Origin of the sequence: Klebsiella sp. P1927, assembly GCF_018204675.1 — a bacterium.
Taxonomy (GTDB): domain Bacteria; phylum Pseudomonadota; class Gammaproteobacteria; order Enterobacterales; family Enterobacteriaceae; genus Klebsiella; species Klebsiella pneumoniae.
Window position 1 is genome coordinate 1,708,057 of record NZ_CP073377.1, and the last position, 23,733, is coordinate 1,731,789.

Below are 23,733 nucleotides of genomic sequence, written 5' to 3' on the forward strand. Positions count from 1 at the left end.
CATGCGAATTTTGGCTATCGATACCGCCACAGAGGCCTGCTCCGCGGCTCTGTGGAATGATGGCACCCTTAGTGCTCATTTCGAAATTTGTCCCCGCGAACATACCCAACGTATCCTGCCGCTGGTGCAGGAGGTCCTCACCGAGAGCGGCACCACGCTGAGCGAGCTGGACGCGCTGGCCTTTGGCCGCGGTCCGGGCAGCTTTACCGGCGTGCGCATCGGCATCGGTATCGCTCAGGGGCTGGCGCTGGGCGCCGAACTGCCAATGATTGGCGTTTCCACGCTGGCCACCATGGCGCAGGGCGCCTGGCGCAAAACCGGCGCCACCCGTGTGCTGGCGGCCATTGATGCGCGTATGGGCGAAGTCTACTGGGCCGAGTACCAGCGCGACGAGCAGGGCGTCTGGCATGGCGAAGAGACGGAAGCGGTGCTCAAACCGGACGCGGTAGCCGAACGACTGGCACAGCTTTCCGGCGAATGGGCCACCGTCGGCACCGGATGGCAGGCGTGGCCGGATCTGGCGAAAGCGAGCGGACTGACCTTAAGCAGCGGCGAAATTGAATTGCCGGCGGCGGAGGATATGCTGCCGTTAGCCTGTTACCTGCTGGCGGCGGGGAAAACCGTGGCCGTGGAGAAAGCGGAGCCGGTTTATTTGCGAAACGAGGTGGCGTGGAAGAAACTTCCAGGCCGCGAGTGAATCTCAGTAACAAGAAGACTGAGAAAAGGAGTCGCATCATGGCGGGTCAAAAACAGGGCGTTCGCTGGCTGTTAGCCGCGGCGGTTGCCGTTGCGCTAAGCGGCTGCGTGTCAGTGCCGGATGCCATCAAAGGCACCAGCCCGACGCCGCAGCAGGATTTGGTGCGGGTGATGAACGCCCCGCAGCTGTACGTTGGCCAGGAAGCGCGCTTTGGCGGTAAGGTGGTCAATGTGCAAAACCAGCAGGGGAAAACCCGCTTAGAAATCGCCACCGTACCGCTGGACAGCGGCGCGCGGCCAGTGCTGGGCGAGCCGTCCCGCGGAAGGATTTTTGCTGACGTCAATGGCTTCCTCGATCCGGTGGATTTCCGCGGTCAACTAGTGACCGTGGTCGGACCGATCGCCGGGGTGGTTGACGGCAAGGTGGGCAGCACGCCGTATAAATTTATGCTGATGAACGCCACCGGCTACAAGCGCTGGAACGTAGTGCAGCAGGTGGTGATGCCTCCGCAACCTATCGACCCGTGGATGCTGGGTCCGCGCCCCTGGGGCTACGGCTATGGCGGCTGGGGCTGGTACAATCCCGGCCCTGCTGAGGTGAGAAACGTTGTAACCGAATGATTTTGTTGTTTATGTTAGTTCAAAGAAACAGCGGCCGGTCCGCTGTTTCTTTGTTTTCAGTCGAATAAGAAAAAAAATAGTGACGCGCTTCGCAACCTGCTCATTGCCTAATTAATAAACTGGTACGCTGAGTTAATATAATGTTAACAAAATGTATTATCCAGGGGCTGTGATGACGACGAATAACTATTTCAGAGGTGATGCAGTGAAAAAGGTTTGGCTAAACCGTTATCCCGCAGATGTTCCGGCGGAGATAAATCCTGACCGCTATCAATCCCTGGTTGAACTGTTTGAACATGCCACCACCCGTTACGCCGACCAACCGGCGTTTATCAATATGGGTGAAGTGATGACCTACCGTAAGCTGGAGGAGCGTAGTCGCGCCTTCGCCGCTTATCTTCAGGAGGGGTTGGGGTTACAGAAGGGCGATCGCGTGGCCCTGATGATGCCTAACCTGCTGCAGTATCCGGTGGCTCTGTTTGGCATCCTGCGCGCCGGGATGATCGTGGTTAACGTCAACCCCTTATATACCCCGCGCGAACTGGAGCATCAGCTCAACGACAGCGGCGCGGCGGCGATCGTCATAGTCTCCAACTTTGCCCATACCCTGGAAAAAGTGGTGGCGAAAACTCAGGTCCAGCATGTGATCCTGACGCGCATGGGCGACCAGCTTTCCACCGCCAAAGGCACGCTGGTGAACTTTGTGGTCAAGTACATTAAGCGCCTGGTGCCGAAGTACCACCTGCCGGACGCCATCTCGTTTCGCAGCGCGTTGCAGCACGGCTATCGCATGCAGTACGTCAAGCCGGAGATCGTTGCGGAAGATCTGGCGTTTCTGCAGTACACCGGGGGCACCACCGGCGTGGCCAAAGGTGCGATGCTCACCCACCGCAATATGCTGGCTAACCTCGAGCAGGTCAATGCCACCTACGGCCCGCTGCTGCATCGCGGCAAAGAGTTCGTGGTGACCGCGCTGCCGCTGTATCACATTTTCGCCCTGACCATGAACTGCCTGCTGTTTATCGAACTGGGCGGGCAAAATTTGCTGATCACCAACCCACGCGATATCCCCGGGCTGGTGAAGGAGCTGGCGAAGTATCCTTTTACCGCCATGACCGGGGTCAATACCCTGTTCAACGCCTTGCTGAACAACAAAGAGTTCCAGCAGCTTGATTTCTCCTCGCTGCATTTGTCCGCCGGCGGTGGGATGCCGGTGCAGCAGGCGGTGGCCGAGCGCTGGGTAAAACTGACCGGGCAATATCTGCTGGAGGGCTACGGCCTGACAGAGTGTTCTCCGCTGGTCAGCGTTAACCCGCACGATATTGACTACCACAGCGGCAGCATTGGCCTGCCGGTGCCCTCCACCGAAGCCAAACTGGTGGATGATGATGATAACGAAGTGGCGCCGGGTCAGCCGGGCGAGCTCTGTATTAAAGGGCCGCAGGTGATGCTGGGCTACTGGCAGCGCCCTGACGCGACGGATGAGATTATCAAAGACGGCTGGCTGCACACCGGGGATATCGCGGTGATGGATGAAGAGGGGTTCCTGCGCATCGTCGATCGCAAAAAAGATATGATCCTGGTGTCGGGTTTTAACGTCTATCCGAACGAAATCGAAGATGTGGTCATGCAGCATAGCGGGGTGCTGGAAGTGGCGGCCATCGGCGTGCCGTCAGGCAGCAGCGGCGAAGCGGTGAAGATTTTCGTAGTCAAGAAAGATGCTGCGTTAACCGAAGAGGCGCTGATTACGTTCTGCCGTCGCCATTTGACCGGATACAAGGTGCCGAAGCTGGTGGAATTCCGTGATGAACTGCCGAAATCCAACGTCGGGAAAATTTTGCGGCGAGAACTGCGTGACGAAGCGCGCGCTAAAGTGGACAATAAAGGCTAAGTAACGAATGAGTCGCCTGACGCCGGCTACGCCGGCGTTTTTTATGGGCGCAAGTTAAGAGAGTATGCTTTGAACTATCAGATGATCACCACCGACGATGGCCTGCGCGCTGTCTGCGAAGCGGCAAGCACGGCCTCCGCCGTCGCTCTGGATACGGAATTTGTCCGCACCCGCACCTATTACCCGCAGCTGGGCCTGCTGCAGCTGTTCGACGGCCAGCAGGTCTCTCTGATCGATCCCTTGACGATTAACGACTGGGCGCCGATGCGCGACCTGCTGCTCAACCAGGATGTGACTAAATACCTGCATGCCGGCAGCGAAGATTTAGAAGTCTTCCTTAATGCATTTAACCTGATGCCGCAGCCGCTGATTGACACCCAGATCCTGGCGGCCTTCTGCGGCCGCCCAATGTCCTGGGGCTTCGCCTCGATGGTGGAAGAGTATTCCGGGGTAGCGCTGGATAAAAGCGAATCCCGCACCGACTGGCTGGCGCGCCCGCTGACTGAGCGTCAGTGTGAATATGCCGCGGCCGACGTCTGGTATCTGCTGCCGATCGCCAGCCAGTTAATGGCGGAGACCGATCGCGCTGGCTGGCTGCCGGCGGCGCTCGACGAGTGCCGCGTGATGCAGCAGCGTCGTCAGGAGGTGGTCGACCCGGCCGAGGCCTGGCGCGATATCGGCAACGCCTGGCAGCTGCGTACCCGCCAGCTGGGTTGTCTGCAGCTGTTGGCGGAGTGGCGCCTGCGCAAAGCGCGCGAGCGCGACCTGGCGGTAAACTTTGTGGTGCGGGAAGAGCATCTGTGGAGCGTGGCGCGCTATATGCCCACCAGCCTGGGCGAGCTCGACAGCCTCGGGTTATCCGGTAGCGAAATTCGCTTCCACGGCAAAACGCTGATTAGCCTGGTCGAAAAAGCGCAGGCGCTGCCGGAGTCGGCCCTGCCGGCGCCGCTGCAGAACCTGATCGACATGCCGGGCTACCGCAAAGCCTTTAAAGATATTAAAGCGCTGGTGCAGGAAGTGAGCACGGAGAAGGGCGTAAGCGCGGAGCTGCTGGCGTCGCGTCGGCAGATCAACCAGCTGCTGAACTGGCACTGGCAGCTGAAAACGCAAGCCGGTGAACCTGAGCTGATTTCCGGTTGGCGCGGGGAGCTGATGGCCGAGCGGCTGAAGAGGCTGTTAAACGACTATCCGCGCTAGTTCGCGGCCAGGTTCAGACCATTAAAAAACCGGCGGCGCGTGGCATAGCCGGTTTTTTTCGCGATGGCGCGAAAGGTCAGGATTTCGACTCTTCCGTTTCGGGTAGGGTCACGTTCAGCTCAAGAATGGATATATCCCCGTCCCGCTGCTCCAGCTGCACGCTGACCATCTCCGGGTCGATCTGTACGTATTTACAGATCACTTCCAGGATATCTTTGCGTAACTGCGGCAGGTAATGCGGCTCCGCGTCTCCGCGGCGGCGCTCGGCGACGATGATTTGCAGGCGTTCTTTCGCAATATTAGCCGTGTTCTTTTTTCGCGAGAGAAAAAAGTCGAGTAAAGCCATAATTTATCCTCCGAACAGGCGTTTGAGGAATCCTTTCTTCTCTTCTTCAATGAAGCGGAAAGGGCGTTCTTCTCCGAGCAGACGTTCAACGGTATCGGCATAGGCTTTGCCTGCGTCCGAGGCGGCATCGAGGATCACCGGCTCACCCTGGTTGGATGCGCGCAGGACTGACTGGTCTTCCGGGATCACGCCTACCAGGTTGATGCGCAGAATTTCCAGCACGTCTTCCATGCTCAGCATATCGCCTTTATTAACGCGGCCTGGATTGTAGCGGGTCAGCAGCAGATGCTCTTTGATTGGCTCTTCGCCATTTTCCGCGCGGCGGGATTTAGAGGCGAGAATGCCAAGGATACGGTCGGAGTCGCGAACGGAGGAGACTTCCGGGTTAGTGGTGATGATGGCTTCATCAGCAAAGTAAAGCGCCATCAGCGCACCGGTTTCAATGCCTGCCGGGGAATCACAGACGATGAAATCGAATTCCATTTTCTTCAGTTCTTCGAGAACCTTGTCGACGCCTTCGCGAGTCAGAGCGTCTTTATCCCGGGTCTGGGAAGCCGGGAGAATGTAGAGATTTTCCGTGCGCTTATCTTTAATCAGCGCCTGGTTCAGTGTGGCATCGCCCTGAATGACGTTGACGAAATCATAAACGACGCGACGTTCGCAGCCCATAATCAGGTCGAGGTTACGCAGGCCGATGTCGAAGTCGATAACGACGGTTTTCTTTCCCTTCTGGGCCAAACCTGTAGCGATGGCCGCGCTGGAGGTGGTCTTGCCAACGCCCCCTTTACCCGAAGTCACAACAATAATGCGTGCCATAGAAATTCCTTGTTAAAAAGGGATTAATTTAACGGTTGAATTGCCAAAGCGCTTTCACCTAAACGCAGGCGCGCCGCTTTGCCATAAAATTCGGCCGGGATGTTATCGCTCAGCCAATATTCCCCGGCGATGGAGACCAGCTCCGCCGCAAGGTGGGTACAAAATATCTGGGCGTCTCTGTCGCCACCGGCGCCTGCCAGCGCGCGTCCTCGCATCATGCCATATACATGGATATTTCCGTCAGCGATAAGTTCCGCACCGGCACTCACATGATTTGTAACAATAAGATCACAGTGTGGCGCATAAATGCGCTGACCGGAACGTACCGGCTGATCAATCAAACGCGTTTTTGTGATCTGACTAGCAACTGGCGGCGGCGGGGTGGGTTCGGACGGTGCCGGACGAGAGGCTTTTTCTTTCCCTTCGGTTAATAACGGGATGCCGGCGCGGTCGATTTCGGTTTTCAGGCGCGGAATTTTGCATCCGCTAACGCCCATAATACGTAAACCGGTCGCGGCGATAGCCTCGTTGATGGCGCGCCATTCTACCTCCTCCTCGATGCTGGCGATATTCACCACCACCGGAGCATGACGTAAAAAGGCGGGAGCCTGGGCGATTTTGTCTTCTAACGCCTGACGAATAACCTCGGGATTTGCATCGTGCAAATGAACGACAGATAACGTGAAGCTACTGCCTTTAAGTTCGATTGGCGTATTTGACATCCTGGCCTTACTCAATTTGCTGTTTATCAACCGCCGAAGTGCGGTGATATTCCGAAGACTAAAAGGCATGTTATAGTCACTCATATATTGAGGCAAGTGACCACGGGTCTAATTCCGAGTAAAACTATGTTTTGTGTGATCTATCGAAGTACTAAACGTGAACAAACCTATTTATACGTCGAAAAAAAGGACGATTTCTCGCGCGTTCCTGACGAGCTAATGCGCAGCTTTGGCACGCCGCAAATGGCGATGCTGCTGCCGCTGGATGGGCGCAAAAAACTGGTTAACGCCGATCTGGAAAAAGTGAAACAGGCGTTAAGCGAACAGGGCTATTACCTGCAACTGCCTCCGCCGTCTGAAAATCTACTAAAGAAACACCTGGCGGAACAGGGGAAACAATCCGATTAACCCACGAGGGAAAATAATGTACCAACATCATAACTGGCAGGGTGCGCTTCTGGATTATCCAGTAAGCAAAGTAGTGTGCGTCGGCAGTAATTATGCGAAACACATCAAGGAAATGGGCAGTGCGACGCCGGAAGAGCCGGTGCTGTTTATTAAACCTGAGACTGCGCTGTGCGATCTTCGTCAGCCGTTGGTGCTTCCTGAGGGGCTGGGCTCGGTGCATCACGAAGTCGAGCTGGCGGTGCTTATCGGCAGCACGCTGCGTCAGGCGACGGAAGAGCATGTGCTGAAAGGGATTGCCGGCTATGGTGTCGCGCTGGATCTCACGCTGCGCGACCTGCAGGCGAAAATGAAAAAAGCGGGACAACCCTGGGAGAAGGCCAAAGGCTTCGATAACGCCTGTCCGATCTCCGGCTTTATCCCGGCCGCTGAGTTCCACGGCGACCCGCAGAATACGTCGTTAAGCCTGAAGATTAATGGCGAAGTGCGCCAGCAGGGCACCACTGCCGACATGATCCATAAGATTGTGCCGCTGATCGCCTATATGTCGCGCTTCTTTACCCTCAAAGCCGGGGATGTGATCCTCACCGGCACCCCGGAAGGCGTGGGGCCGCTGCACAGCGGTGACGAGCTGGAGGTCGGCTTCAACGGCCTGGCGCTCACTACCCGCGTGCTGTAAGCGCTATTTGCCGCCTTTTGGGGCGGCAAAACTTGCATCGGCGTGCCAGACTGGTTATAAGGTGCACCCTTAACTGGCAACGACGGACACTCCGATGAGCGAACAACCTTTCTGGCAACAAAAAACACTGGATGACATGAGCGACGCGGAGTGGGAATCGCTGTGTGACGGCTGCGGCCAGTGCTGCCTGCACAAGCTGATGGATGAAGACACTGACGAGATCTACTTCACCAACGTCGCCTGTCGTCAGCTCAATATCAAAACCTGCCAGTGTCGTAACTACGCGCGTCGCTTTGAGTATGAGCCGGACTGCATCAAGCTTACCCGCGAAAATCTGCCGACCTTCGAATGGCTGCCGCCGACCTGTGCCTATCGCCTGCTGGCGGAAGGCAAGCCTCTGCCGGCCTGGCACCCGCTGCTGACTGGCTCAAAAGCGGCGATGCACGGCGAACGCATCTCCGTTCGCCATATTGCGGTGCCTGAGTCCACGGTGGTCGACTGGCAGGACCATATCCTTAATCTGCCTGACAGGGCGCGCTAAGCGCCGTCACGCTTTCTTCGCGTGGAACAGCCCGTTTTCACCGTCGGTTTCTTCCGCCACCCAGAAGTGAATATTGAAGCGGGCGTCGTCACTGAGTTCGACGCGGTGCCAGTACTGCGGCGGACTGGTAGCAAACTGCCCGGCATGAATCACGACTTTTTTCTCCGGCTCCGTCGCCTGTTCATTGGCAAAACCGTAATAGGTCACCGTTCCCTCCATGACGCACAGCTGGCCGAAGACGCCAGCCGCGGTGTTGTGGTGGCTCAGCAGGGCGGCAGGGACATTCTCTTTGGTAAAGAATGGGGTGGAGCGTTTAACTTTCCAGTCTGCGGGGATCAGTAAAGATGACATGTGAGCTCCTGTGGGGTTTTAAAAGATGTATTTAATATGCGCCTTTTGGTGGCTGTGGTCAACCATAGACATGAAACGATTCAGCGATGCGCAGGAGGCATAAAAAAACGCCCCGCAGGGCGTTTCATTGTGGGCTGTACTCGCCGCGGCTTAACGACCAAACAGATCGCGTTTTTTCGCTTTGAAAGGCTGAGCAACGATCACCAGAATAGCGACCAGCAGATAGGCGGCGAAAATCCCCACCAGCCATTGCGGCATCTCCAGCGACAGGAACTGCCACTGACGTACTGAACAGTCTCCGGACGCAACGAAAACCTGCGGCAGCCATTTATCCAGCGGCAGCCAGGTTGGGAAGCGGGCGGCGAAATCGCAGGTCTGGAACGGTGAAGGGTGCAGCTGGATCATCGTATGCTCCCACGCCAGCTGTAGTCCGCGTATCGCGCTGTACAACCAGATTGCCATGGCGACATAGCGCAGCGGCGTTTTGGGGGCGATGGCGCCCACCAGTCCCGCGCCCATGATGCCGAACAGCGCGCAGCGTTCGTAAATACACATGACACACGGCTGCAGCAGCATCACGTGCTGGAACCACAGCGCGACAAGTTCGAGAATAAAAGCGGTCAACGCCATCAGGAGCCAGGCACCGCGTCCTCTTGAGCACTGGTTTAAATATTGCAACATAATCATTTCCCTGGAAGATGCTAAATCATGGCAGTGTAAACGAAAACCGAACCGACGCCAGAGGCGCGGCGGAAAATATTCCGTAACGGGTTATTGATGCGCCCGGGCGAACCCGGGCAAAAACTGACTCAGGGCAGGGTGGGCGTCACCAGCCAGCCGTGCGCCAGCAGCCAGTCGGTGACTGGCATCAGGGTGAACTCGACGCATAACAGGCCGACCAGCGTCAGTACGATGGTGTAGGGCAGCGCCATCCACACCATACGGCCATAGGAGAGCCTAATAAGCGGCGCCAGGGCGGAAGTCAGCAGGAAGAGAAACGCCGCCTGGCCGTTCGGGGTGGCCACCGAGGGCAGGTTGGTGCCGGTGTTGATCGCTACCGCCAGCATCTCAAACTGGGGCAGGCTGATGGCGCCATGTTCGAGCGCCGCTTTCGCTTCGTTGATGTAGACCGTGCCGACAAACACGTTATCCGAAATGGACGACAGCAGGCCGTTGAACAGATAAAACAGCGACAGCTGCGCGTGCGGCGAGGCCTGCAGGACAAACTCGATCACCGGCGTGAACAGCTGCTGATCGATGATAACCGCGACGATGGAGAAGAAGACCGTCAGCAGCGCGGTAAAGGGCAGCGCCTCGGTGAACGCCTTGCCAATGGCGTGCTCATCGGTAACGCCGGTAAAGGTGGTGGCGAGGATGATCACCGACAGGCCAATCAGGCCGACCTCAGCCAGGTGAAAAGCCAGGGCCACGATCAGCCAAACGCCAATGAGCGCCTGGGCAATCAGCCGCAGTCGCTCCTGACGGCTGCGCTGGGCGCGGCTGCGATCGTCAAACTCCTGCAGCACCTTGCGCACCGTCGGCGGTAGCGGTTCGCCGTAGCCAAACAGGCGATACTTTTCGACCAGCAGACAGGTTAACAGACCGCAGACCATCACCGGCAGGGTCACGGGCGCCATGCGAAGAAAGAACTCGCCAAAATGCCAGCCCGCGGCTTTGGCGATAATCAGGTTTTGCGGCTCGCCGACCATGGTCATGACGCCGCCGAGCGCGGTCCCGACGCCGGCGTGCATCATCAGGCTGCGCAGAAAGCCGCGGAACTGCTCCAGCACTTCACGGTAGTGCTGCTCGATATGGCTGTCATCGAGCAGGTCGCTATCGTCCGGGCGCGCCGAGGCGACGCGGTGATAGATGCCGTAGAACCCGACGGCGACGCTGATCACTACCGCCACCACCGTCAGCGCATCGAGAAAGGCCGAGAGGAAGGCGGCCGCCAGGCAGAAGGACAGCGATAGCAGCATTTTGCTGCGGATCCCCAGCAGCAGGCGCGTAAACACGAACAGCAAAAGCTGTTTCATAAAGTAGATACCCGCCACCATGAACATCAGCAGGAGCAGCACCTCCAGATTGCCGGCGATCTCGTCCCGCACGTGCGCCGGGCTGGTCATGCCGATCAGCAGCGCCTCGATAGCCAGCAGACCACCCGGCAGCAGCGGATAGCACTTCAGCGCCATGGCGAGGGTAAAGATAAACTCGACCACCAGCAGCCAGCCGGCGACAAACGGCGCCACGGCGAACACCAGCGGATTTACGATTAAGAAAATGATTAATGCCAGCTTGTACCAGTCCGGCGACTGGCCAAGAAAATTGCGCCACAGCGCGCGGCCATAAGAAATTTCCACGACAGAATCCTTCCCCGTCAATGAGTGCATGGTTTTGTGCATAACGATTGGCAAGAGTACCAGTTGAGCAAAATGAGAAGCAACTTTCTTCGCGCCGTGCTGGCGGTTTGTGAAGATAAGGAAAAGCGCAAAGTAAAAGCGGAAAATGAAACGGCGATCCCTTTTTAATTCACTTGCCATGCTATCTGCGCTATAGCGGCTCTGGTATGATGAGTGCAATTGTAACGCTGTGTAATGGAAATCTTACTATGGTCATTAAGGCGCAGAGCCCTGCGGGTTTCGCGGAAGAGTACATCATTGAGAGTATCTGGAATAACCGCTTCCCTCCCGGATCGATTCTCCCCGCTGAACGCGAGCTTTCTGAGCTGATCGGTGTCACCCGCACAACCCTGCGCGAAGTATTGCAGCGTCTGGCCCGTGACGGCTGGCTGACCATTCAGCATGGTAAGCCCACTAAAGTGAATAACTTTTGGGAAACCTCAGGCCTGAATATCCTCGAAACGCTGGCGCGCCTCGATCACGACAGCGTACCGCAGTTGATTGATAATCTGCTCTCCGTGCGCACCAACATTTCCACGATTTTTATCCGCACCGCGTTTCGCCAGCATCCGGATAAAGCGCTGGCGGTCCTGGACAGCGCCCGGGAGGTGGAGGATCACGCCGACGCCTTCGCCGAGCTTGATTATAATATTTTCCGTGGTCTGGCGTTTGCCTCCGGCAACCCGATCTACGGTCTGATCCTCAACGGCATGAAGGGGTTGTATACCCGCATCGGCCGCCACTATTTCTCCAGCCCGGAAGCGCGCAGCCTGGCGCTCGGTTTCTATCATCAGCTGGCGAAAGTGTGTGAGGCTGGCCTGCATGACCAGGTTTACGAGCTGGTTCGTCGCTACGGCCATGACAGTGGCGAGATCTGGCACCGGATGCAGAAATCGCTGCCCGGTGATTTAGCCATGAATATGCGTTAAGCGGGCTTTTCGCGATCGATATACAGAACAAGGGGGCCAATGGCCCCCTTTGTTATTTTACTCGCCCCGCAATGCTATAGCGCGTTCGGCCGCGCCGGGCAGCGGTCCAACAGCTCAATGCTGCCGTCGGCGTTCTGCTGCTCCAGCAGCACATCGAACCCCCACAGACGATGCACATGCTTCAGCACTTCGCGCCGGCCTTTGTCCAGCGGGACGCGGTTGTGCGGCACATAGCGCAAGGTCAGCGATCGGTCGCCGCGCAGGTCAACGTTCCACACCTGGATGTTCGGCTCAAGATTGCTGAGGTTATACTGCGCGGAGAGCTTATTGCGGATCTCGCGATAACCCTCTTCGTTGTGAATCGCCGAGATCTCCAGATAATTGTTGTGATCGTCGTCGAGCACGGTAAAGAAGCGGAAATCGCGCATGATCTTCGGCGACAGGAACTGACTGATAAAGCTTTCATCCTTAAAGTCGCGCATGGCGAAATGCAGCGTTTCCAGCCAGTCAGAACCGGCGATATCGGGAAACCAGTACTTATCCTCTTCCGTGGGCGACTGACAGATGCGCTTGATGTCCTGGAACATGGCGAAGCCCAGCGCGTAGGGGTTAATCCCGCTGTACCACGGACTGTTGTACGGCGGCTGGAACACCACGTTGGTATGGCTGTGGAGAAACTCCAGCATAAAGCGCTCAGTCACTTTCCCTTCATCGTAGAGATGGTTGAGGATGGTGTAGTGCCAGAAGGTGGCCCACCCCTCGTTCATCACCTGGGTCTGTTTCTGCGGGTAGAAATACTGGCTGACTTTACGCACGATGCGCAGGATCTCGCGCTGCCACGGTTCGAGCAGCGGGGCGTTCTTCTCCATAAAGTACAGCAGGTTCTCCTGCGGTTCGGAGGGATAGCGACGAGCGGATTCAATCGCTTTTTCTTCCTCGCGCTTCGGCAGGGTGCGCCACAGCATATTCACCTGGCTTTGCAGATACTCTTCCCGGCTTTTCTGCCGCGCTTTCTCCTCCTGCAGAGAGATTTTTTGCGGACGTTTATAGCGGTCGACGCCGTAGTTCATCAGCGCGTGGCAGGAGTCGAGCAGTTTCTCTACTTCGTCGACGCCATAGCGCTCTTCGCACTCGGTGATGTACTTACGGGCAAAGATCAGATAGTCGATGATCGAGCTGGCGTCGGTCCAGCTGCGAAACAGATAGTTATTTTTAAAAAACGAGTTATGCCCGTAGCAGGCATGGGCCATCACCAGCGCCTGCATGGTGATGGTGTTTTCCTCCATCAGGTAGGCGATACAGGGGTTGGAGTTGATGACTATCTCATACGCCAGACCCTGCTGACCGTGCTTATAGGCCTGCTCGGTCTCAATAAATTTTTTGCCAAACGACCAGTGCGGATAGTTGATGGGCATGCCGACGCTGGAGTAGGCGTCCATCATCTGCTCGGAAGTAATGACTTCGATCTGGTGCGGGTAGGTGTCAAGACGATAGAGCTTGGCGACCCGGTCCACTTCGGCCAGGTAGGTTTCCAGTAACTCGAACGTCCAGTCGGGTCCATCGCTTAAACGGGTGGTGTCCCTGTTCATGGAGTCAATCGTAGCCATTAGCGCGCCCTCGTTGTTGTTGGTTTTCTCTGAACGGAAAACCTCTAAACAAGCATAGAACACGGTGCAGCAAACTGTGCTGTACGCCAATCGCTTTTCTTCGCGATTTCCCCATCTCAAAGCCGTTTTTTTGCCTTGTTTGCAGAATTTAATGCTGGGTAAAAATAAAGCGCAGCATGAGATCGTAAATCTCACAGCGCAGGGCTGGTGCGGTTTGCTGTGAGTTAAGTCACCATAAATAAAGCGTATGTTGAATAATATTTTCAACTGAGTTATCAATTTGTAATTAGATGATTGTTCTTTAACTGTTACGGAGTCGCTATGCGTGTCGTCATACTGGGAAGTGGGGTGGTTGGGGTAGCCAGCGCGTGGTATTTGAGTCAGGCGGGTCATGACGTGACGGTCATCGACCGTCAGCCCGGTCCGGCAGAGGAGACCAGCGCGGCCAACGCCGGGCAGATTTCTCCCGGCTATGCGGCGCCCTGGGCGGCGCCGGGGGTGCCGCTGAAGGCGATCAAATGGATGTTTCAGCGCCATGCGCCGCTGGCGATCGGTCTTGACGGCACCTCGTTCCAGTTGAAGTGGATGTGGCAGATGCTGCGCAACTGCGACACCCGCCACTATATGGAGAACAAAGGCCGTATGGTGCGCCTGGCGGAGTACAGCCGCGACTGCCTGAAGGCGCTGCGCGACACCACCGGCATTCAGTATGAAGGGCGCCAGGGCGGGACGCTGCAGCTGTTCCGTACCGCCAAACAGTATGAAAATGCCACCCGCGACATCGCGGTGCTGGAGGACGCCGGCGTGCCGTATCAGCTGCTGGAAGCGAAGCGGTTGGCGGAGGTGGAGCCGGCGCTGGCGGAGGTCAGCCACAAACTGACCGGCGGCCTGCGCCTGCCAAATGATGAAACCGGCGACTGCCAGCTGTTTACCACCCGTCTGGCGGCAATGGCGGAACAGGCCGGCGTGACCTTCCGCTTCAACACCGCAGTGGATGCGCTGCTGCACGAGGGCGATCGCATTGCCGGGGTGAAATGCGGCGATGAGATTATTAAGGGCGACGCCTATGTGATGGCCTTCGGCTCCTACTCGACGGCGATGCTTAAAGGGCTGGTGGATATACCGGTCTACCCGCTGAAAGGCTACTCATTGACTATTCCGATCGCTCAGGAGGACGGCGCGCCGGTTTCAACTATCCTTGATGAGACTTACAAAATCGCCATCACCCGCTTCGATGAGCGCATTCGGGTCGGCGGCATGGCGGAGATCGTCGGTTTTAACAAAGCGCTGCTGCAGCCGCGTCGCGAAACCCTGGAGATGGTGGTGCGCGATCTGTTCCCGCGCGGCGGCCACGTGGAGCAGGCGACGTTCTGGACGGGCCTGCGGCCGATGACGCCGGACGGCACGCCGGTGGTCGGCCGCACAGCGTATAAAAATCTGTGGCTCAACACCGGCCACGGCACGCTTGGCTGGACCATGGCCTGCGGCTCCGGGCAGCTTATCAGCGATCTGATCTCCGGCCGCACGCCGGCGATCCCTTACGACGATCTGGCGGTTGCCCGCTACAGCCCCGGTTTTACCCCGGCGCGCCCGCAGCACCTGCACGGCGCACACAACTAAGGAGCTTGCATGACCCGTCCGGTAGTGGCCAGCATCGACCTGCTGGCCTTGCGGCAGAATTTACAGATAGTGCGTCGCGCGGCCCCCGGGTCGCGCCTGTGGGCGGTGGTCAAGGCCAACGCCTACGGCCACGGCGTGGCGCGCGTATGGAGTGCGTTAAGCGCGGCGGATGGTTTCGCCTTGCTCAACCTGGAAGAGGCGATCCTGCTGCGCGAGCAGGGCTGGAAAGGCCCGATCCTGCTGCTGGAGGGCTTCTTCCATGCCGATGAGCTGGCGGTGCTGGATCAATATCGTTTAACCACCAGCGTCCACAGCAACTGGCAGATTAAGGCCCTGCAACAGGCGAAGCTGCGCGCGCCGCTGGATATCTATCTCAAGGTGAACAGCGGCATGAACCGGCTGGGCTTTATGCCTGAGCGGGTCCACACCGTCTGGCAGCAGCTGCGGGCGATAAGCAACGTCGGCGAGATGACGCTGATGTCGCACTTCGCGGAGGCGGAGAACCCGCAGGGAATTGTCGAGCCGATGCGCCGTATCGAACAGGCGGCGGAGGGGCTGGATTGCCCGCGCTCGCTGGCCAACTCGGCGGCGACCCTCTGGCATCCGGAAGCGCATTTTGACTGGGTTCGTCCAGGCATCGTGCTGTATGGCGCGTCGCCTTCCGGGCAGTGGCAGGACATCGCCAACACCGGGCTGAAGCCGGTGATGACGCTGCGCAGCGAGATCATCGGCGTGCAGAACCTGCGTCCCGGCGAGGCGATTGGCTATGGCGGCCTGTACCGCACCACCCAGGAGCAGCGGATCGGCATCGTCGCCTGCGGCTATGCCGACGGCTACCCGCGGGTGGCGCCGAGCGGCACGTCGGTGCTGGTGGATGGCGTACGTACCACTACCGTGGGACGCGTATCGATGGATATGCTGGCGGTCGATTTAACGCCTTGTCCGCAGGCCGGGATCGGCGCGCCGGTCGAGCTGTGGGGCAAAGAGATTAAAATCGACGACGTGGCGGCCAGCAGCGGCACCGTCGGCTATGAGCTGATGTGCGCCCTGGCGCCGCGGGTGCCAGTTGTGACCCTGTAACCTATTCCGGGGCGGATCACTCCGCCTCGTCTTCCGCGACCCGCACCCCAACCTTCAGCACGTGATCGTTCTCTTTTTCAGCTACCGTCCACACCATCCCGGCGAACTCCACCTGGTCGCCCACCACCGGCGCGGCGCCCAGCAGCTGCTGCACCACTTCCCCGAGCGACTGCTGATGCTCGCGGAACTCCTCACCGCCGTCGAGACCGTAGATTTGCGCCACATCGGCGAAGCGGGCCTCAGCATCAAGAATGAAGTCGCCGAAAAAGCGCTGATCGAGCGCCACCGGCGGCGACTGGCTGAACATTTTGCCCAGCGCCGGCAGGTCGTGCTCCCGACCAATAACGCACAGGATATCGCCTTCCCGCAGGCGGGTGCTGCCGGTGGGGTGCAGCAGGACATTGTTGCGAAACAGCGCGGCAATCCGCGTCTCCGGTGGCATGTGCAAGTCGCGCAGCGCCGCGCCGATGCACCACTTATCGGCCCCCAGCTGGTAGACAAACTGCTCCCACGGGTTTTCCGGGTGAATATCCAGCCCGACGCGGGAGATGGGCCAGCTGATGGGCGGCACCACCACTTTGGCTTTTTTCGCCGCCCACGACAGCGAAGTGCCCTGCAGCAGCAGCGACACCAGCACCACGAAGAAGGCGACATTGAAGAACAGGCGGGCGTTGTCCAGGCCGGCCATCATCGGGAACACCGCGAGAATAATGGGCACCGCGCCGCGCAGGCCAACCCAGCTGATAAACACCCGTTCGCGCAGGTTAAAGCCGCGAAACGGCAGTAGGCCGGCAAACACCGACAGGGGCCGGGCAATGAATATCATCCACATCGACAGCAGCAGCGCCGGGATGGCGATCGGCAGCAGGTCGGAGGGCGTCACCAGCAGGCCCAGCACCAGGAACATGGCGATCTGCGCCAGCCACGCCAGGCCGTCGAAGTTCTGCAGGATGCCGTGCCGGTTGCGGATCGGCCGGTTGCCCAGCAAAAAGCCGCAGAGATAGACGGCGAGGATACCGCTGCCGTCGAGGGAGGTGGTGACGGCAAAAATCATGATCCCGCCGCTCAGCGCCAGTAGCGGATAGAGGCCGGCAGGCAGCACGATGCGGTTAATCATCTGCAGCAGCAGGTAGCCGCCGCCGAGGCCGATGGCGATCCCGAGGCCGAACTGCTGAATGATATGCACGGCGAACATCCAGCTGAGGCCGGTTTGGTGCTGCTGGATCATTTCGATCAGGGTGATGGTCAGGAAGACCGCCATCGGGTCGTTACTGCCTGACTCTATCTCCAGCGTCGAGCCGACGCGCTCGTTGAGCCCCTTGCCGCCGAGCAGCGAGAAGACCGCCGCGGCGTCGGTGGAGCCGACAATGGCGCCGATCAGCAGGCCTTCGATCAGATCCAGCTTGAACAACCAGGCCGCCATCATCCCGGTCAGCGCCGAGGTGATCAGCACCCCAACCGTCGCCAGCGACAGCGCGGGCCACAGCGCGACGCGAAAGGAGCTGGCCTGGGTGCGCATCCCGCCATCCAGCAGGATCACCGCGAGCGCCAGGTTACTCACCATATAGGCGAAGGGGTAGTTGTCGAAGGGGATGCCGCCGATGCCGTCAATGCCTGCCAGCATCCCGATGGCCAGAAAGATGACCAGAATCGGGATGCCAAGGCGCGAAGAAAAGGAGCTCAATAAGATACTGCAGGTTACTAAAACAGAACCCAGAATAAACAGACTAATGACCGCAGCGGCGTCCAATGTTCACGTACTCCCTGACTGGCGTGAAAAAATGGCTAAAAGTGACACTATTTTAACAATTCGCAGGGGATCCGCCTATGCGTTCGGGAAATTTATTCTGTCAGCACCGGATGGCCGCCGATCGTCAGGGTGGTGGCCGCCGCCTGATTCACCAGGCGCGCGCGGGCGCCCAGCGGCAGGGTCACCGTGCGCTGCTCGTGGCCAAACTCCAGTCCGCTAATCAGCGGCAGGGATAGCTGCTGGCGCAGATAATCAAAGACCTGCGGCAAATCGTATCCCGCGTCATAGTCGTTCGGCGCGCTGCCGGTGAAGCTGCCGAAGATCACCGCTTTCTGCGCCGCCAGCACGCCGCTGTGCAACAGCTGAAGCAGCATGCGCTCGACGCGGAACGGGTGCTCGTTGATATCCTCCACCACCAGGATGCCGTCGCGGATCGCCGGCAGCCACGGCGTGCCGATAAGCGAGGTCAGCATCGCCAGATTTCCCCCCCACAGGGTGCCTTCCACCCGGCAGTTCGGCCCTTCGCCCGGCCATTCGAGGGTGAATTCCGGCTGGCGTAGCGCCTGCCAGAAATGGTGCTCGGTAAACGGGTCGAGGGTCTCCGCGCCGAAGTTGCCGGCGAGCATTGGCCCGCTGAAGGTGATGACGTTGCCCATGGCCAGCAGGCCCGACTGGATAGCGGTGAAATCGCTGTGGCCGCAAATCAGCAGCGGGTCGCGCTGCTGGCGGGCAACCAGCCCCTGCCAGTCGATATGCGGCAGCAGGCGACTGGCGCCGTAGCCGCCGCGCACGGCGAGGACGATCCGGTTGCGGCCGGGCAACTGGGCCAGCTGGTTAATATCGGCCAGCCGTTCATGTTCAGTCCCGGCGAAACGCTGCTGCCGGCGGGGAATGACCTGCTGGTGGGCCACCTCGTGTCCGGCCTGCTGCAGACGCTCGACGCCGCGGGCTGCCGCCTGCTGGTTGATGCAATACCCGGATGGCGCGACCAGATAAAACTGAGACATGATAATTCCTTGCTATGAATGAAAGGGTTATGATGCCGCCTGGAATGGCGATTGTCATCTCCAGGTGGCTAACTTCAGTCCGCACCCGTCATCCTTCAGGTTGTCGGCAGGCGGGAGATGTACCGCGGCCGTCGTTCTGTAGCATGATGGCGTTTGGGTAGATAAGGATAGATGTGTGAAATTGAGATGGTTGCTTATTTTAGTCGTTTTTCTGGCCGGTTGTAGTTCGAAACATGATTACACTAACCCGCCGTGGAACCCCGAGGTCCCGGTGAAGCGGGCGATGCAGTGGATGCCGATCAGTGAAAAAGCCGGCGCCGCCTGGGGCGTGGATCCGCAGCTGATCACGGCGATCATCGCCATCGAGTCGGGTGGTAATCCTGCGGTGGTGAGTAAATCCGGCGCCGTCGGGCTGATGCAGCTCAAGCCGTCGACCTCCGGACGCGATGTCTATCGGCGGATGGGGTGGCGCGGCGAGCCGTCGGTCAGTGAGCTGAAAAACCCGGAACGTAATATCTCGATGGGGGCCGCCTATCTGAGCATTCTGGAGAACGGTCCGCTGGCGGGGATCAAAGACCCGCAGGTGATGCGCTATGCGGTGGTGGTCTCCTATGCCAACGGCGCTGGCGCGCTGCTGCGTACCTTCTCCTCGAACCGCCAGGACGCCATCGAGGAGATTAACGATCTCGACGCCGATGAGTTCTTCGAGCATGTGGTGAAAAAACACCCGGCACCGCAGGCGCCGCGCTATATCTGGAAACTACAGAAAGCGCTGGACGCCATGTAATCCCTCGTTTGGCCTCCGGTAGTCTCCCGGAGGCCACGTCCTCAGAAATCGTAGCCCACGGTGGCTATAACGCTGCGCTCTGCTCCCCAGTAACAGTTGCCGGTGCCATAGCAGCCGGAAATATACTCGCGGTCGCCGATATTGTTGGCGTTAACCTGCACATAAGCGCCTTTCAGCGTTGGCGACCAGACGCTGAGGTCGGCCCGCATCATGGCGTCCATCAGCGTGACCGACGGCAGCCGCGCGGTGTTGGCATCATCCGCCCACTGTTTACCGATGTAGCGGACGCCGGCGCCAACGGAGATCCCCGCCGGGAACTGATAGCGCGCCCAGAAGGAGGCCATCTGATCCGGGGTCAGCTGCGGCGTGTTATTGTCGGTCCCGTCTTTGGTGTCCTGGAAACGCAGACGATTCCAGGTATACGAGGCGATAGTACTCAGCTGCGGGGTGATCTGGTGGTGCGCTTCCAGCTCAACGCCCTGGGAATGGACCTTACCCGCCGGAATATAGGTGGCGGTGGCGATGTTCGGGTCGCGAGTGGCGACATCCTTTTGCGTCAGGTCGTAAATCGCGATGCTATAGAGATCGCTGCTGCCCGGCGGCTGGAACTTCAGGCCGGCTTCAACCTGTTCGGCGGTGGTCGGTTTCAACGGTTTGCCGTCCGCGCCCGGCAGCATCGCCGGAGTGATCGCCTGGCTGTAGCTCAGGTAGGGCGACAGACCGTTGTCCAGGGCGTACAACAGCGAGGCGCGGCCGCTGATATGGTCGTCTGAACGGCGGTTTGAGGTCCCTTGGGTATCGCTGACCTGCTGGGAAACGATGCGGTCGTAGCGGGCGGAAACATCCACATGCCAGCGGTTCCAGACCATCTCATCCTGCAGATACAGCCCGGTCTGGTAATAGCGGCGATTATTGTCGTCGCTGTAGGTAACGGTATGTCCGGTCTGCGCGGTATAGCCGCTAAACGGGTTAAGGGGCGCCGCGCCGCCGGCGCCGGTCCACAGGTCGTTACGGAAGCGATGATATTCGGCGCCGAGGATCAGGGTGTGCGCCAGGTCGCCTGTATTGAAATCGGCGCGCAGGCGGTTATCGGTTGACCAGCCGTCCAGCGAACCGCGCGAACCGCTGTAGCCGCGGGCCAGCATGTCGCTGTCATCTATCCAGCCGACCTGGTAGACCTGATCGAGGGAGACGTTGGTATGGGTGTAGCTCCCGGCGGAATAGACCGACCAGACGTCGGTGAACTGGTGGTCAAACTCATAGCTGTAGATCTGCTGGCGGCGCTGATAGCCATCTCCCGGATCGCCTTCGTTGGTGCTGGGGGAGAGCTTACGGCCATTGTGCGCGTAGCGGGTGCCGTCCAGCGGCAAAGAGCCGTGGTAGCCGCCGGAAGGATCTTTTTGCAGATAGGCGCGCAGCAGCAGCGAGGTGTCGCTGTCCGGCTGCCACAGCAGGGAAGGCGAAATCGCGTAGCGCTCTTCGCGGGTATGGTCATACTGCGTGTCGCTGCTGCGGGTCATCCCGATCAGCCGCCATGCCCACTGGTCATTGATGGCGTCGGTGTAATCGAAGGCCGCGCCTTTGGTATTTTGCGTGCCGCCGGTCAGGCGGATGTGGCCCTGCTGACTGAACTGCGGACGTTTGGAAGTCAGGTTGACCACGCCGCCCGGCACGCTCTGCCCGTAGAGCGCGGAGGAGGGGCCGCGGATCACATCCACGCGTTCGATAAACCACGGGTCGATTTGCAATACGTTATGGCTGCCGCCGTCGCTCATCAGGCGCATGCCGTCGAGGAACAGGTTATCGACGTCGCCGCCGTGGTAGCCGCGCAGGGAGATGGCGTCGAACCGGGTGGCGCCGCCGCCGAAGCTGGAGTAGACCCCCGGGGTATATTCCAGCGCCTGGCTGATGGTATTCGCCCCCTGATCCGCCATCTGCTGGCGGGTGACCACCGACACCGACTGGGCGGTAGTGATTAACGGTTGGTCGGTTTTCGTCGCCCCGAGCGAGGTGCTGGCGCTGTAGCCCTCCGTCGGCGCGCTGGCGGACGCCGGCGGGGTGGCAGTGACCACCACCGTCTCTTCGGCTTGCGCGGTGAAGGGGAGTGCGACCGCAAGGGCATACAGCAGCCCCGGGCGTTTTCGAGAAATAGCCACGTTCATAAGATCATCCTGAACCAACGCGGTCTGGTACTCCTGTACGCCGCCGCGTGAAAAACGAATCTGTCATTATTCGTTAAAAAGTAATGCGAATTATTATTGTTTGTATTTGTGCGATCAAGCGAAAAGGTGACCTGTTCAACGCGAGGGGGTGGGGAAGTGTTTCCCGCGAGCCGCAGAATGGGTCTGCACGGGACGGTAGTGACCAGGGAGACCGCTTCCCCCTACCGATTTTGGTAGGGGGCGGCAAAGCGTCAGGAGCCGGTCTTTTGCGGTTCCGCAGGGGCGGGGTCGTTAGCCGCGGGCGCCGCAACAGGTTTGTCCTGCGGTGAAGGGGTTGTCGCCGGACGGGTAGCGGGCAGCGCATCGCAGGGTTTCTCCTGCGGGCAGATCAGATCCAACATCTTCAGGGTGACGCCGTTGGTCCAGCCAAAGCCGTCCTGCAGCGGATATTCCCCGCCGCCGCCGCCGGTGCCGGTCGAACTCACGTCATACTTCTCCACCAGCTTTTGCTTACTGTCATAGGTATGCTGCACGTTGGTCAGGAAGCGCCAGGTAACCTCCATGGCGATCTTCTGCTGACCATAGTTTTGCAGCCCCTCGACCGCCACCCACTGCAGCGGCGCCCAGCCGTTGGGAGCGTCCCACTGCTGGCCGCTGTTGACGGTGGTGGTGGTCAGCCCGCCGGGTTTAAGCAGGCGCGACTCGGCGGCGGCGGCCACTTTCGTCGCCCGCTCGCGTGACGCGGCATTAACGTACAGCGGGAACAGCGCCGCCGCGGTCAGTTGATTGCGCACCTTGTGGGTTTTCAGATCGTAGTCGGCGTACCATCCCTCTTTATCATTCCACAGGTATTTCTCGATGGCCTGCTGGCGGGCGTTAGCCAGCGCATCGTACTGCGTAGCGCCAGCGCTGTCCCCGGATGCCTTGCTGGCGCGGGCGAGGGTTTTCTCCAGATGGAACATCAGGGCATTGAGATCGACCGGGACAATCGAGGTGGTGCGAATGGTGGCGAGCTGCTGCGGATTGTCCATCCAGCGGGAGCTGAAATCCCAGCCGGAGGCGGCGGCGGAGCGCAGGTCGCGATAGATCTCGGTTGCCGGACGATTCGGGTTGCTTTTGGCGGTTTTGACGTCGTCAAGCCAGGACTCGGGACGCGGGGTGTCGTTATCGTCCCAGTAGCGGTTGAGCAGCGCGCCGTCCGCCATCCGCACCGCCCGTTTGTCGGCGCTGCCGGGAGCCAGCGCGTCCGCTCCGGCCATCCAGTAGCGATACTCTTTCTCCAGCTGCGGCTGGTAGGTTTTCAGCACCTGGTCGCCATCGTGCGTCGCCAGCAGGCTCACCATAAAGGAGAAGAAGGGGGGCTGCGAACGGCTGAGATAATAGGTGCGGTTGCCGTTGGGGATATGGCCCCAGGCGTCAATTTCCGCGGCGAAGTTGGCGACCATATCCTCGACTTTATCCCAGTGACCGCTTTCGGCAAGACCCAGCATGGTGAAATAGCTGTCCCAGTAATAGACTTCGCGGAAACGTCCTCCGGGCACCACGTAGGGCTTAGGCAGCGGCAGCAGCGAGTCCCATTTTTCCACCTCGACGGTGCTGCGGGTCAGGACCGGCCACAGGCCATCGATATGTTGACGCAGAGTTTGCCCTTTGGGCGGCACATAGGTGTCGTTCTCTTTCGGCAGCGTGAAGTTCAGTTCGACGAAGTGGCGCAGGTCGAAGCTGGCCTGGTTTTTTTGCATCCGGTAATCGGCAAGGATCATCAGCGGATCGCTGTTAGGGATAGCGTCGGCGAAGGTTTTCTGATCGGCAAACAGCTTCGCGCTCTGGACATCATTGAACAGCGGGCCCAGCAGAATATCCGGCGAGGGGGGCGGCGCGGTTTTGCCGTCTTCCGCCTGAGCGTTCAGGCTCATCAGGGCGATCAGAGCGCCGCCGATCGCCAGGCGCAGGGAACAGGGCAAAGCAGCGGGACGACGTGCATCAGTACTCGTCATGGGGAGTTCTCCTTATCATTATCGACTGCGGGCCACGACGTTTGGCCATCCAAAAACCTTAGACGAATATCTGCCGCTGCGCGTGTCAGGGGTAACATTTTGCGCGAAAACAGAGGATTTACCTGCCAGG

At 59.1% G+C, this 23,733-nt stretch carries 24 protein-coding genes; 13 read left to right on the top strand and 11 right to left on the bottom strand.

Annotated elements, in window-relative coordinates; all coding sequences use genetic code 11:
* The first annotated feature begins 1 nt into the window (after position 1).
* From tsaB to rnd, 4 genes are all read left to right on the top strand, one after another.
* Entirely contained in the window at positions 2-697 is a 696-nt protein-coding gene (gene tsaB / locus KB892_RS08475; RefSeq protein WP_004151443.1) for a tRNA (adenosine(37)-N6)-threonylcarbamoyltransferase complex dimerization subunit type 1 TsaB, read from the top strand.
* Positions 698-735: 38 nt separating this feature from the next.
* Positions 736-1,317 carry a Slp family lipoprotein gene (locus KB892_RS08480; RefSeq protein ID WP_002910905.1) on the top strand — a complete coding sequence of 194 codons (582 nt, stop codon included), beginning with the start codon at positions 736-738 and terminating at the stop codon, positions 1,315-1,317.
* 205 nt (positions 1,318-1,522) lie between these two features.
* Positions 1,523-3,208 (top strand): long-chain-fatty-acid--CoA ligase FadD, encoded by a 1,686-nt coding sequence (gene fadD, locus KB892_RS08485; protein ID WP_002910904.1) that lies wholly within the window; start codon positions 1,523-1,525, stop codon positions 3,206-3,208.
* A gap of 81 nt (positions 3,209-3,289) precedes the next feature.
* Positions 3,290-4,405: a ribonuclease D gene (gene rnd, locus KB892_RS08490; RefSeq protein ID WP_014343235.1), complete on the top strand. Its 1,116-nt coding sequence runs from the start codon at positions 3,290-3,292 to the stop codon at positions 4,403-4,405.
* A 76-nt stretch (positions 4,406-4,481) separates the two neighbouring features.
* On the opposite strand, the gene minE is transcribed toward rnd, so the two are convergent.
* From minE to minC, 3 genes are read right to left on the bottom strand one after another with little or no spacing between them, the layout of a single operon-like run.
* On the bottom strand, positions 4,482-4,751 hold the full coding sequence (minE, locus tag KB892_RS08495) for a cell division topological specificity factor MinE (RefSeq protein WP_002910902.1): 270 nt from the start codon (positions 4,749-4,751) through the stop codon (positions 4,482-4,484).
* Between the two features lie 3 nt (positions 4,752-4,754).
* Positions 4,755-5,567, bottom strand: a complete 813-nt coding sequence (gene minD / locus KB892_RS08500; RefSeq protein ID WP_002910900.1) for a septum site-determining protein MinD — start codon at positions 5,565-5,567, stop codon at positions 4,755-4,757.
* 23 nt (positions 5,568-5,590) lie between these two features.
* Positions 5,591-6,289, bottom strand: coding sequence for a septum site-determining protein MinC (gene minC, locus KB892_RS08505; RefSeq protein ID WP_002910899.1), 699 nt, complete (start codon positions 6,287-6,289; stop codon positions 5,591-5,593).
* A 126-nt stretch (positions 6,290-6,415) separates the two neighbouring features.
* On the opposite strand from minC, the gene KB892_RS08510 reads away from it, so the two are divergent.
* From KB892_RS08510 to KB892_RS08520, 3 genes are all read left to right on the top strand, one after another.
* Positions 6,416-6,697, top strand: a complete 282-nt coding sequence (locus KB892_RS08510; RefSeq protein WP_002910898.1) for a YcgL domain-containing protein — start codon at positions 6,416-6,418, stop codon at positions 6,695-6,697.
* 16 nt (positions 6,698-6,713) lie between these two features.
* A complete protein-coding gene (locus KB892_RS08515) occupies positions 6,714-7,373 on the top strand; it encodes a fumarylacetoacetate hydrolase family protein (RefSeq protein ID WP_004189297.1) in 660 nt (219 codons plus the stop codon).
* A 94-nt stretch (positions 7,374-7,467) separates the two neighbouring features.
* Positions 7,468-7,914: a YcgN family cysteine cluster protein gene (locus tag KB892_RS08520; RefSeq protein WP_002910896.1), complete on the top strand. Its 447-nt coding sequence runs from the start codon at positions 7,468-7,470 to the stop codon at positions 7,912-7,914.
* A 6-nt stretch (positions 7,915-7,920) separates the two neighbouring features.
* Here the strand turns inward: KB892_RS08520 and KB892_RS08525 are convergent, their stop codons facing one another.
* From KB892_RS08525 to nhaB, 3 genes are all read right to left on the bottom strand, one after another.
* The gene (locus tag KB892_RS08525) at positions 7,921-8,265 is read right to left on the bottom strand and encodes a TehB family protein (RefSeq protein WP_002910895.1); all 345 of its coding nucleotides are present in this window, start codon (positions 8,263-8,265) and stop codon (positions 7,921-7,923) included.
* Between the two features lie 150 nt (positions 8,266-8,415).
* Complete coding sequence (gene dsbB, locus KB892_RS08530; protein ID WP_002910894.1) at positions 8,416-8,946, bottom strand: disulfide bond formation protein DsbB; 531 nt, start codon at positions 8,944-8,946, stop codon at positions 8,416-8,418.
* A 128-nt stretch (positions 8,947-9,074) separates the two neighbouring features.
* Positions 9,075-10,625 carry a sodium/proton antiporter NhaB gene (gene nhaB / locus KB892_RS08535; protein ID WP_004189299.1) on the bottom strand — a complete coding sequence of 517 codons (1,551 nt, stop codon included), beginning with the start codon at positions 10,623-10,625 and terminating at the stop codon, positions 9,075-9,077.
* A 36-nt stretch (positions 10,626-10,661) separates the two neighbouring features.
* Between nhaB and KB892_RS31430 the strand changes: the two genes are divergently transcribed.
* Both KB892_RS31430 and fadR read left to right on the top strand, forming a co-directional pair.
* Positions 10,662-10,793, top strand: coding sequence for a hypothetical protein (locus tag KB892_RS31430; RefSeq protein WP_020480987.1), 132 nt, complete (start codon positions 10,662-10,664; stop codon positions 10,791-10,793).
* 80 nt (positions 10,794-10,873) lie between these two features.
* The gene (gene fadR, locus KB892_RS08540; protein ID WP_002910890.1) at positions 10,874-11,593 is read left to right on the top strand and encodes a fatty acid metabolism transcriptional regulator FadR; all 720 of its coding nucleotides are present in this window, start codon (positions 10,874-10,876) and stop codon (positions 11,591-11,593) included.
* 74 nt (positions 11,594-11,667) lie between these two features.
* Here fadR and KB892_RS08545 read toward each other — a convergent pair whose 3' ends face one another.
* Positions 11,668-13,200, bottom strand: coding sequence for a SpoVR family protein (locus KB892_RS08545; RefSeq protein WP_002910889.1), 1,533 nt, complete (start codon positions 13,198-13,200; stop codon positions 11,668-11,670).
* Positions 13,201-13,276: 76 nt separating this feature from the next.
* Between KB892_RS08545 and KB892_RS08550 the strand changes: the two genes are divergently transcribed.
* The 3 genes from KB892_RS08550 (at position 13,277) to dadX (ending at position 15,900) form a co-directional block, all read left to right on the top strand.
* Positions 13,277-13,423, top strand: coding sequence for a hypothetical protein (locus KB892_RS08550; RefSeq protein ID WP_004145506.1), 147 nt, complete (start codon positions 13,277-13,279; stop codon positions 13,421-13,423).
* Between the two features lie 98 nt (positions 13,424-13,521).
* The gene (locus KB892_RS08555) at positions 13,522-14,820 is read left to right on the top strand and encodes a D-amino acid dehydrogenase (protein ID WP_032417301.1); all 1,299 of its coding nucleotides are present in this window, start codon (positions 13,522-13,524) and stop codon (positions 14,818-14,820) included.
* 9 nt (positions 14,821-14,829) lie between these two features.
* On the top strand, positions 14,830-15,900 hold the full coding sequence (dadX, locus tag KB892_RS08560; RefSeq protein ID WP_062955018.1) for a catabolic alanine racemase DadX: 1,071 nt from the start codon (positions 14,830-14,832) through the stop codon (positions 15,898-15,900).
* Between the two features lie 16 nt (positions 15,901-15,916).
* Here the strand turns inward: dadX and KB892_RS08565 are convergent, their stop codons facing one another.
* Positions 15,917-17,650, bottom strand: coding sequence for a potassium/proton antiporter (locus KB892_RS08565; protein ID WP_002910885.1), 1,734 nt, complete (start codon positions 17,648-17,650; stop codon positions 15,917-15,919).
* A 92-nt stretch (positions 17,651-17,742) separates the two neighbouring features.
* A complete protein-coding gene (gene ldcA / locus KB892_RS08570; RefSeq protein ID WP_002910883.1) occupies positions 17,743-18,657 on the bottom strand; it encodes a muramoyltetrapeptide carboxypeptidase in 915 nt (304 codons plus the stop codon).
* Between the two features lie 175 nt (positions 18,658-18,832).
* Here ldcA and emtA point away from each other — a divergent pair, with 175 nt between their 5' ends.
* Positions 18,833-19,444 (top strand): membrane-bound lytic murein transglycosylase EmtA, encoded by a 612-nt coding sequence (emtA, locus tag KB892_RS08575; protein ID WP_002910846.1) that lies wholly within the window; start codon positions 18,833-18,835, stop codon positions 19,442-19,444.
* A 41-nt stretch (positions 19,445-19,485) separates the two neighbouring features.
* Here emtA and KB892_RS08580 read toward each other — a convergent pair whose 3' ends face one another.
* Together KB892_RS08580 and KB892_RS08585 are read right to left on the bottom strand one after the other, a co-directional pair.
* Entirely contained in the window at positions 19,486-21,606 is a 2,121-nt protein-coding gene (locus KB892_RS08580; protein WP_040237968.1) for a TonB-dependent siderophore receptor, read from the bottom strand.
* A gap of 251 nt (positions 21,607-21,857) precedes the next feature.
* Entirely contained in the window at positions 21,858-23,603 is a 1,746-nt protein-coding gene (locus tag KB892_RS08585) for an alpha,alpha-trehalase (protein ID WP_004175476.1), read from the bottom strand.
* Positions 23,604-23,733 lie beyond the last annotated feature (130 nt).

Excerpts from the sequence above, each read along its gene's own strand:
- dadX (WP_062955018.1), top strand. The coding sequence starts at position 14,830 with ATGACCCGTCCGGTAGTGGCCAGCATCGACCTGCTGGCCTTGCGGCAG.
- KB892_RS08585 (WP_004175476.1), bottom strand. The coding sequence starts at position 23,603 with ATGACGAGTACTGATGCACGTCGTCCCGCTGCTTTGCCCTGTTCCCTG.
- tsaB (WP_004151443.1), top strand. The coding sequence starts at position 2 with ATGCGAATTTTGGCTATCGATACCGCCACAGAGGCCTGCTCCGCGGCT.
- KB892_RS08555 (WP_032417301.1), top strand. The coding sequence starts at position 13,522 with ATGCGTGTCGTCATACTGGGAAGTGGGGTGGTTGGGGTAGCCAGCGCG.
- minD (WP_002910900.1), bottom strand. The coding sequence starts at position 5,567 with ATGGCACGCATTATTGTTGTGACTTCGGGTAAAGGGGGCGTTGGCAAG.
- minE (WP_002910902.1), bottom strand. The coding sequence starts at position 4,751 with ATGGCTTTACTCGACTTTTTTCTCTCGCGAAAAAAGAACACGGCTAAT.
- KB892_RS08545 (WP_002910889.1), bottom strand. The coding sequence starts at position 13,200 with ATGGCTACGATTGACTCCATGAACAGGGACACCACCCGTTTAAGCGAT.
- KB892_RS08520 (WP_002910896.1), top strand. The coding sequence starts at position 7,468 with ATGAGCGAACAACCTTTCTGGCAACAAAAAACACTGGATGACATGAGC.
- dsbB (WP_002910894.1), bottom strand. The coding sequence starts at position 8,946 with ATGTTGCAATATTTAAACCAGTGCTCAAGAGGACGCGGTGCCTGGCTC.
- rnd (WP_014343235.1), top strand. The coding sequence starts at position 3,290 with ATGATCACCACCGACGATGGCCTGCGCGCTGTCTGCGAAGCGGCAAGC.
- ldcA (WP_002910883.1), bottom strand. The coding sequence starts at position 18,657 with ATGTCTCAGTTTTATCTGGTCGCGCCATCCGGGTATTGCATCAACCAG.
- KB892_RS08480 (WP_002910905.1), top strand. The coding sequence starts at position 736 with ATGGCGGGTCAAAAACAGGGCGTTCGCTGGCTGTTAGCCGCGGCGGTT.
- KB892_RS08525 (WP_002910895.1), bottom strand. The coding sequence starts at position 8,265 with ATGTCATCTTTACTGATCCCCGCAGACTGGAAAGTTAAACGCTCCACC.
- fadR (WP_002910890.1), top strand. The coding sequence starts at position 10,874 with ATGGTCATTAAGGCGCAGAGCCCTGCGGGTTTCGCGGAAGAGTACATC.
- KB892_RS08580 (WP_040237968.1), bottom strand. The coding sequence starts at position 21,606 with ATGAACGTGGCTATTTCTCGAAAACGCCCGGGGCTGCTGTATGCCCTT.
- KB892_RS08515 (WP_004189297.1), top strand. The coding sequence starts at position 6,714 with ATGTACCAACATCATAACTGGCAGGGTGCGCTTCTGGATTATCCAGTA.
- minC (WP_002910899.1), bottom strand. The coding sequence starts at position 6,289 with ATGTCAAATACGCCAATCGAACTTAAAGGCAGTAGCTTCACGTTATCT.
- KB892_RS08510 (WP_002910898.1), top strand. The coding sequence starts at position 6,416 with ATGTTTTGTGTGATCTATCGAAGTACTAAACGTGAACAAACCTATTTA.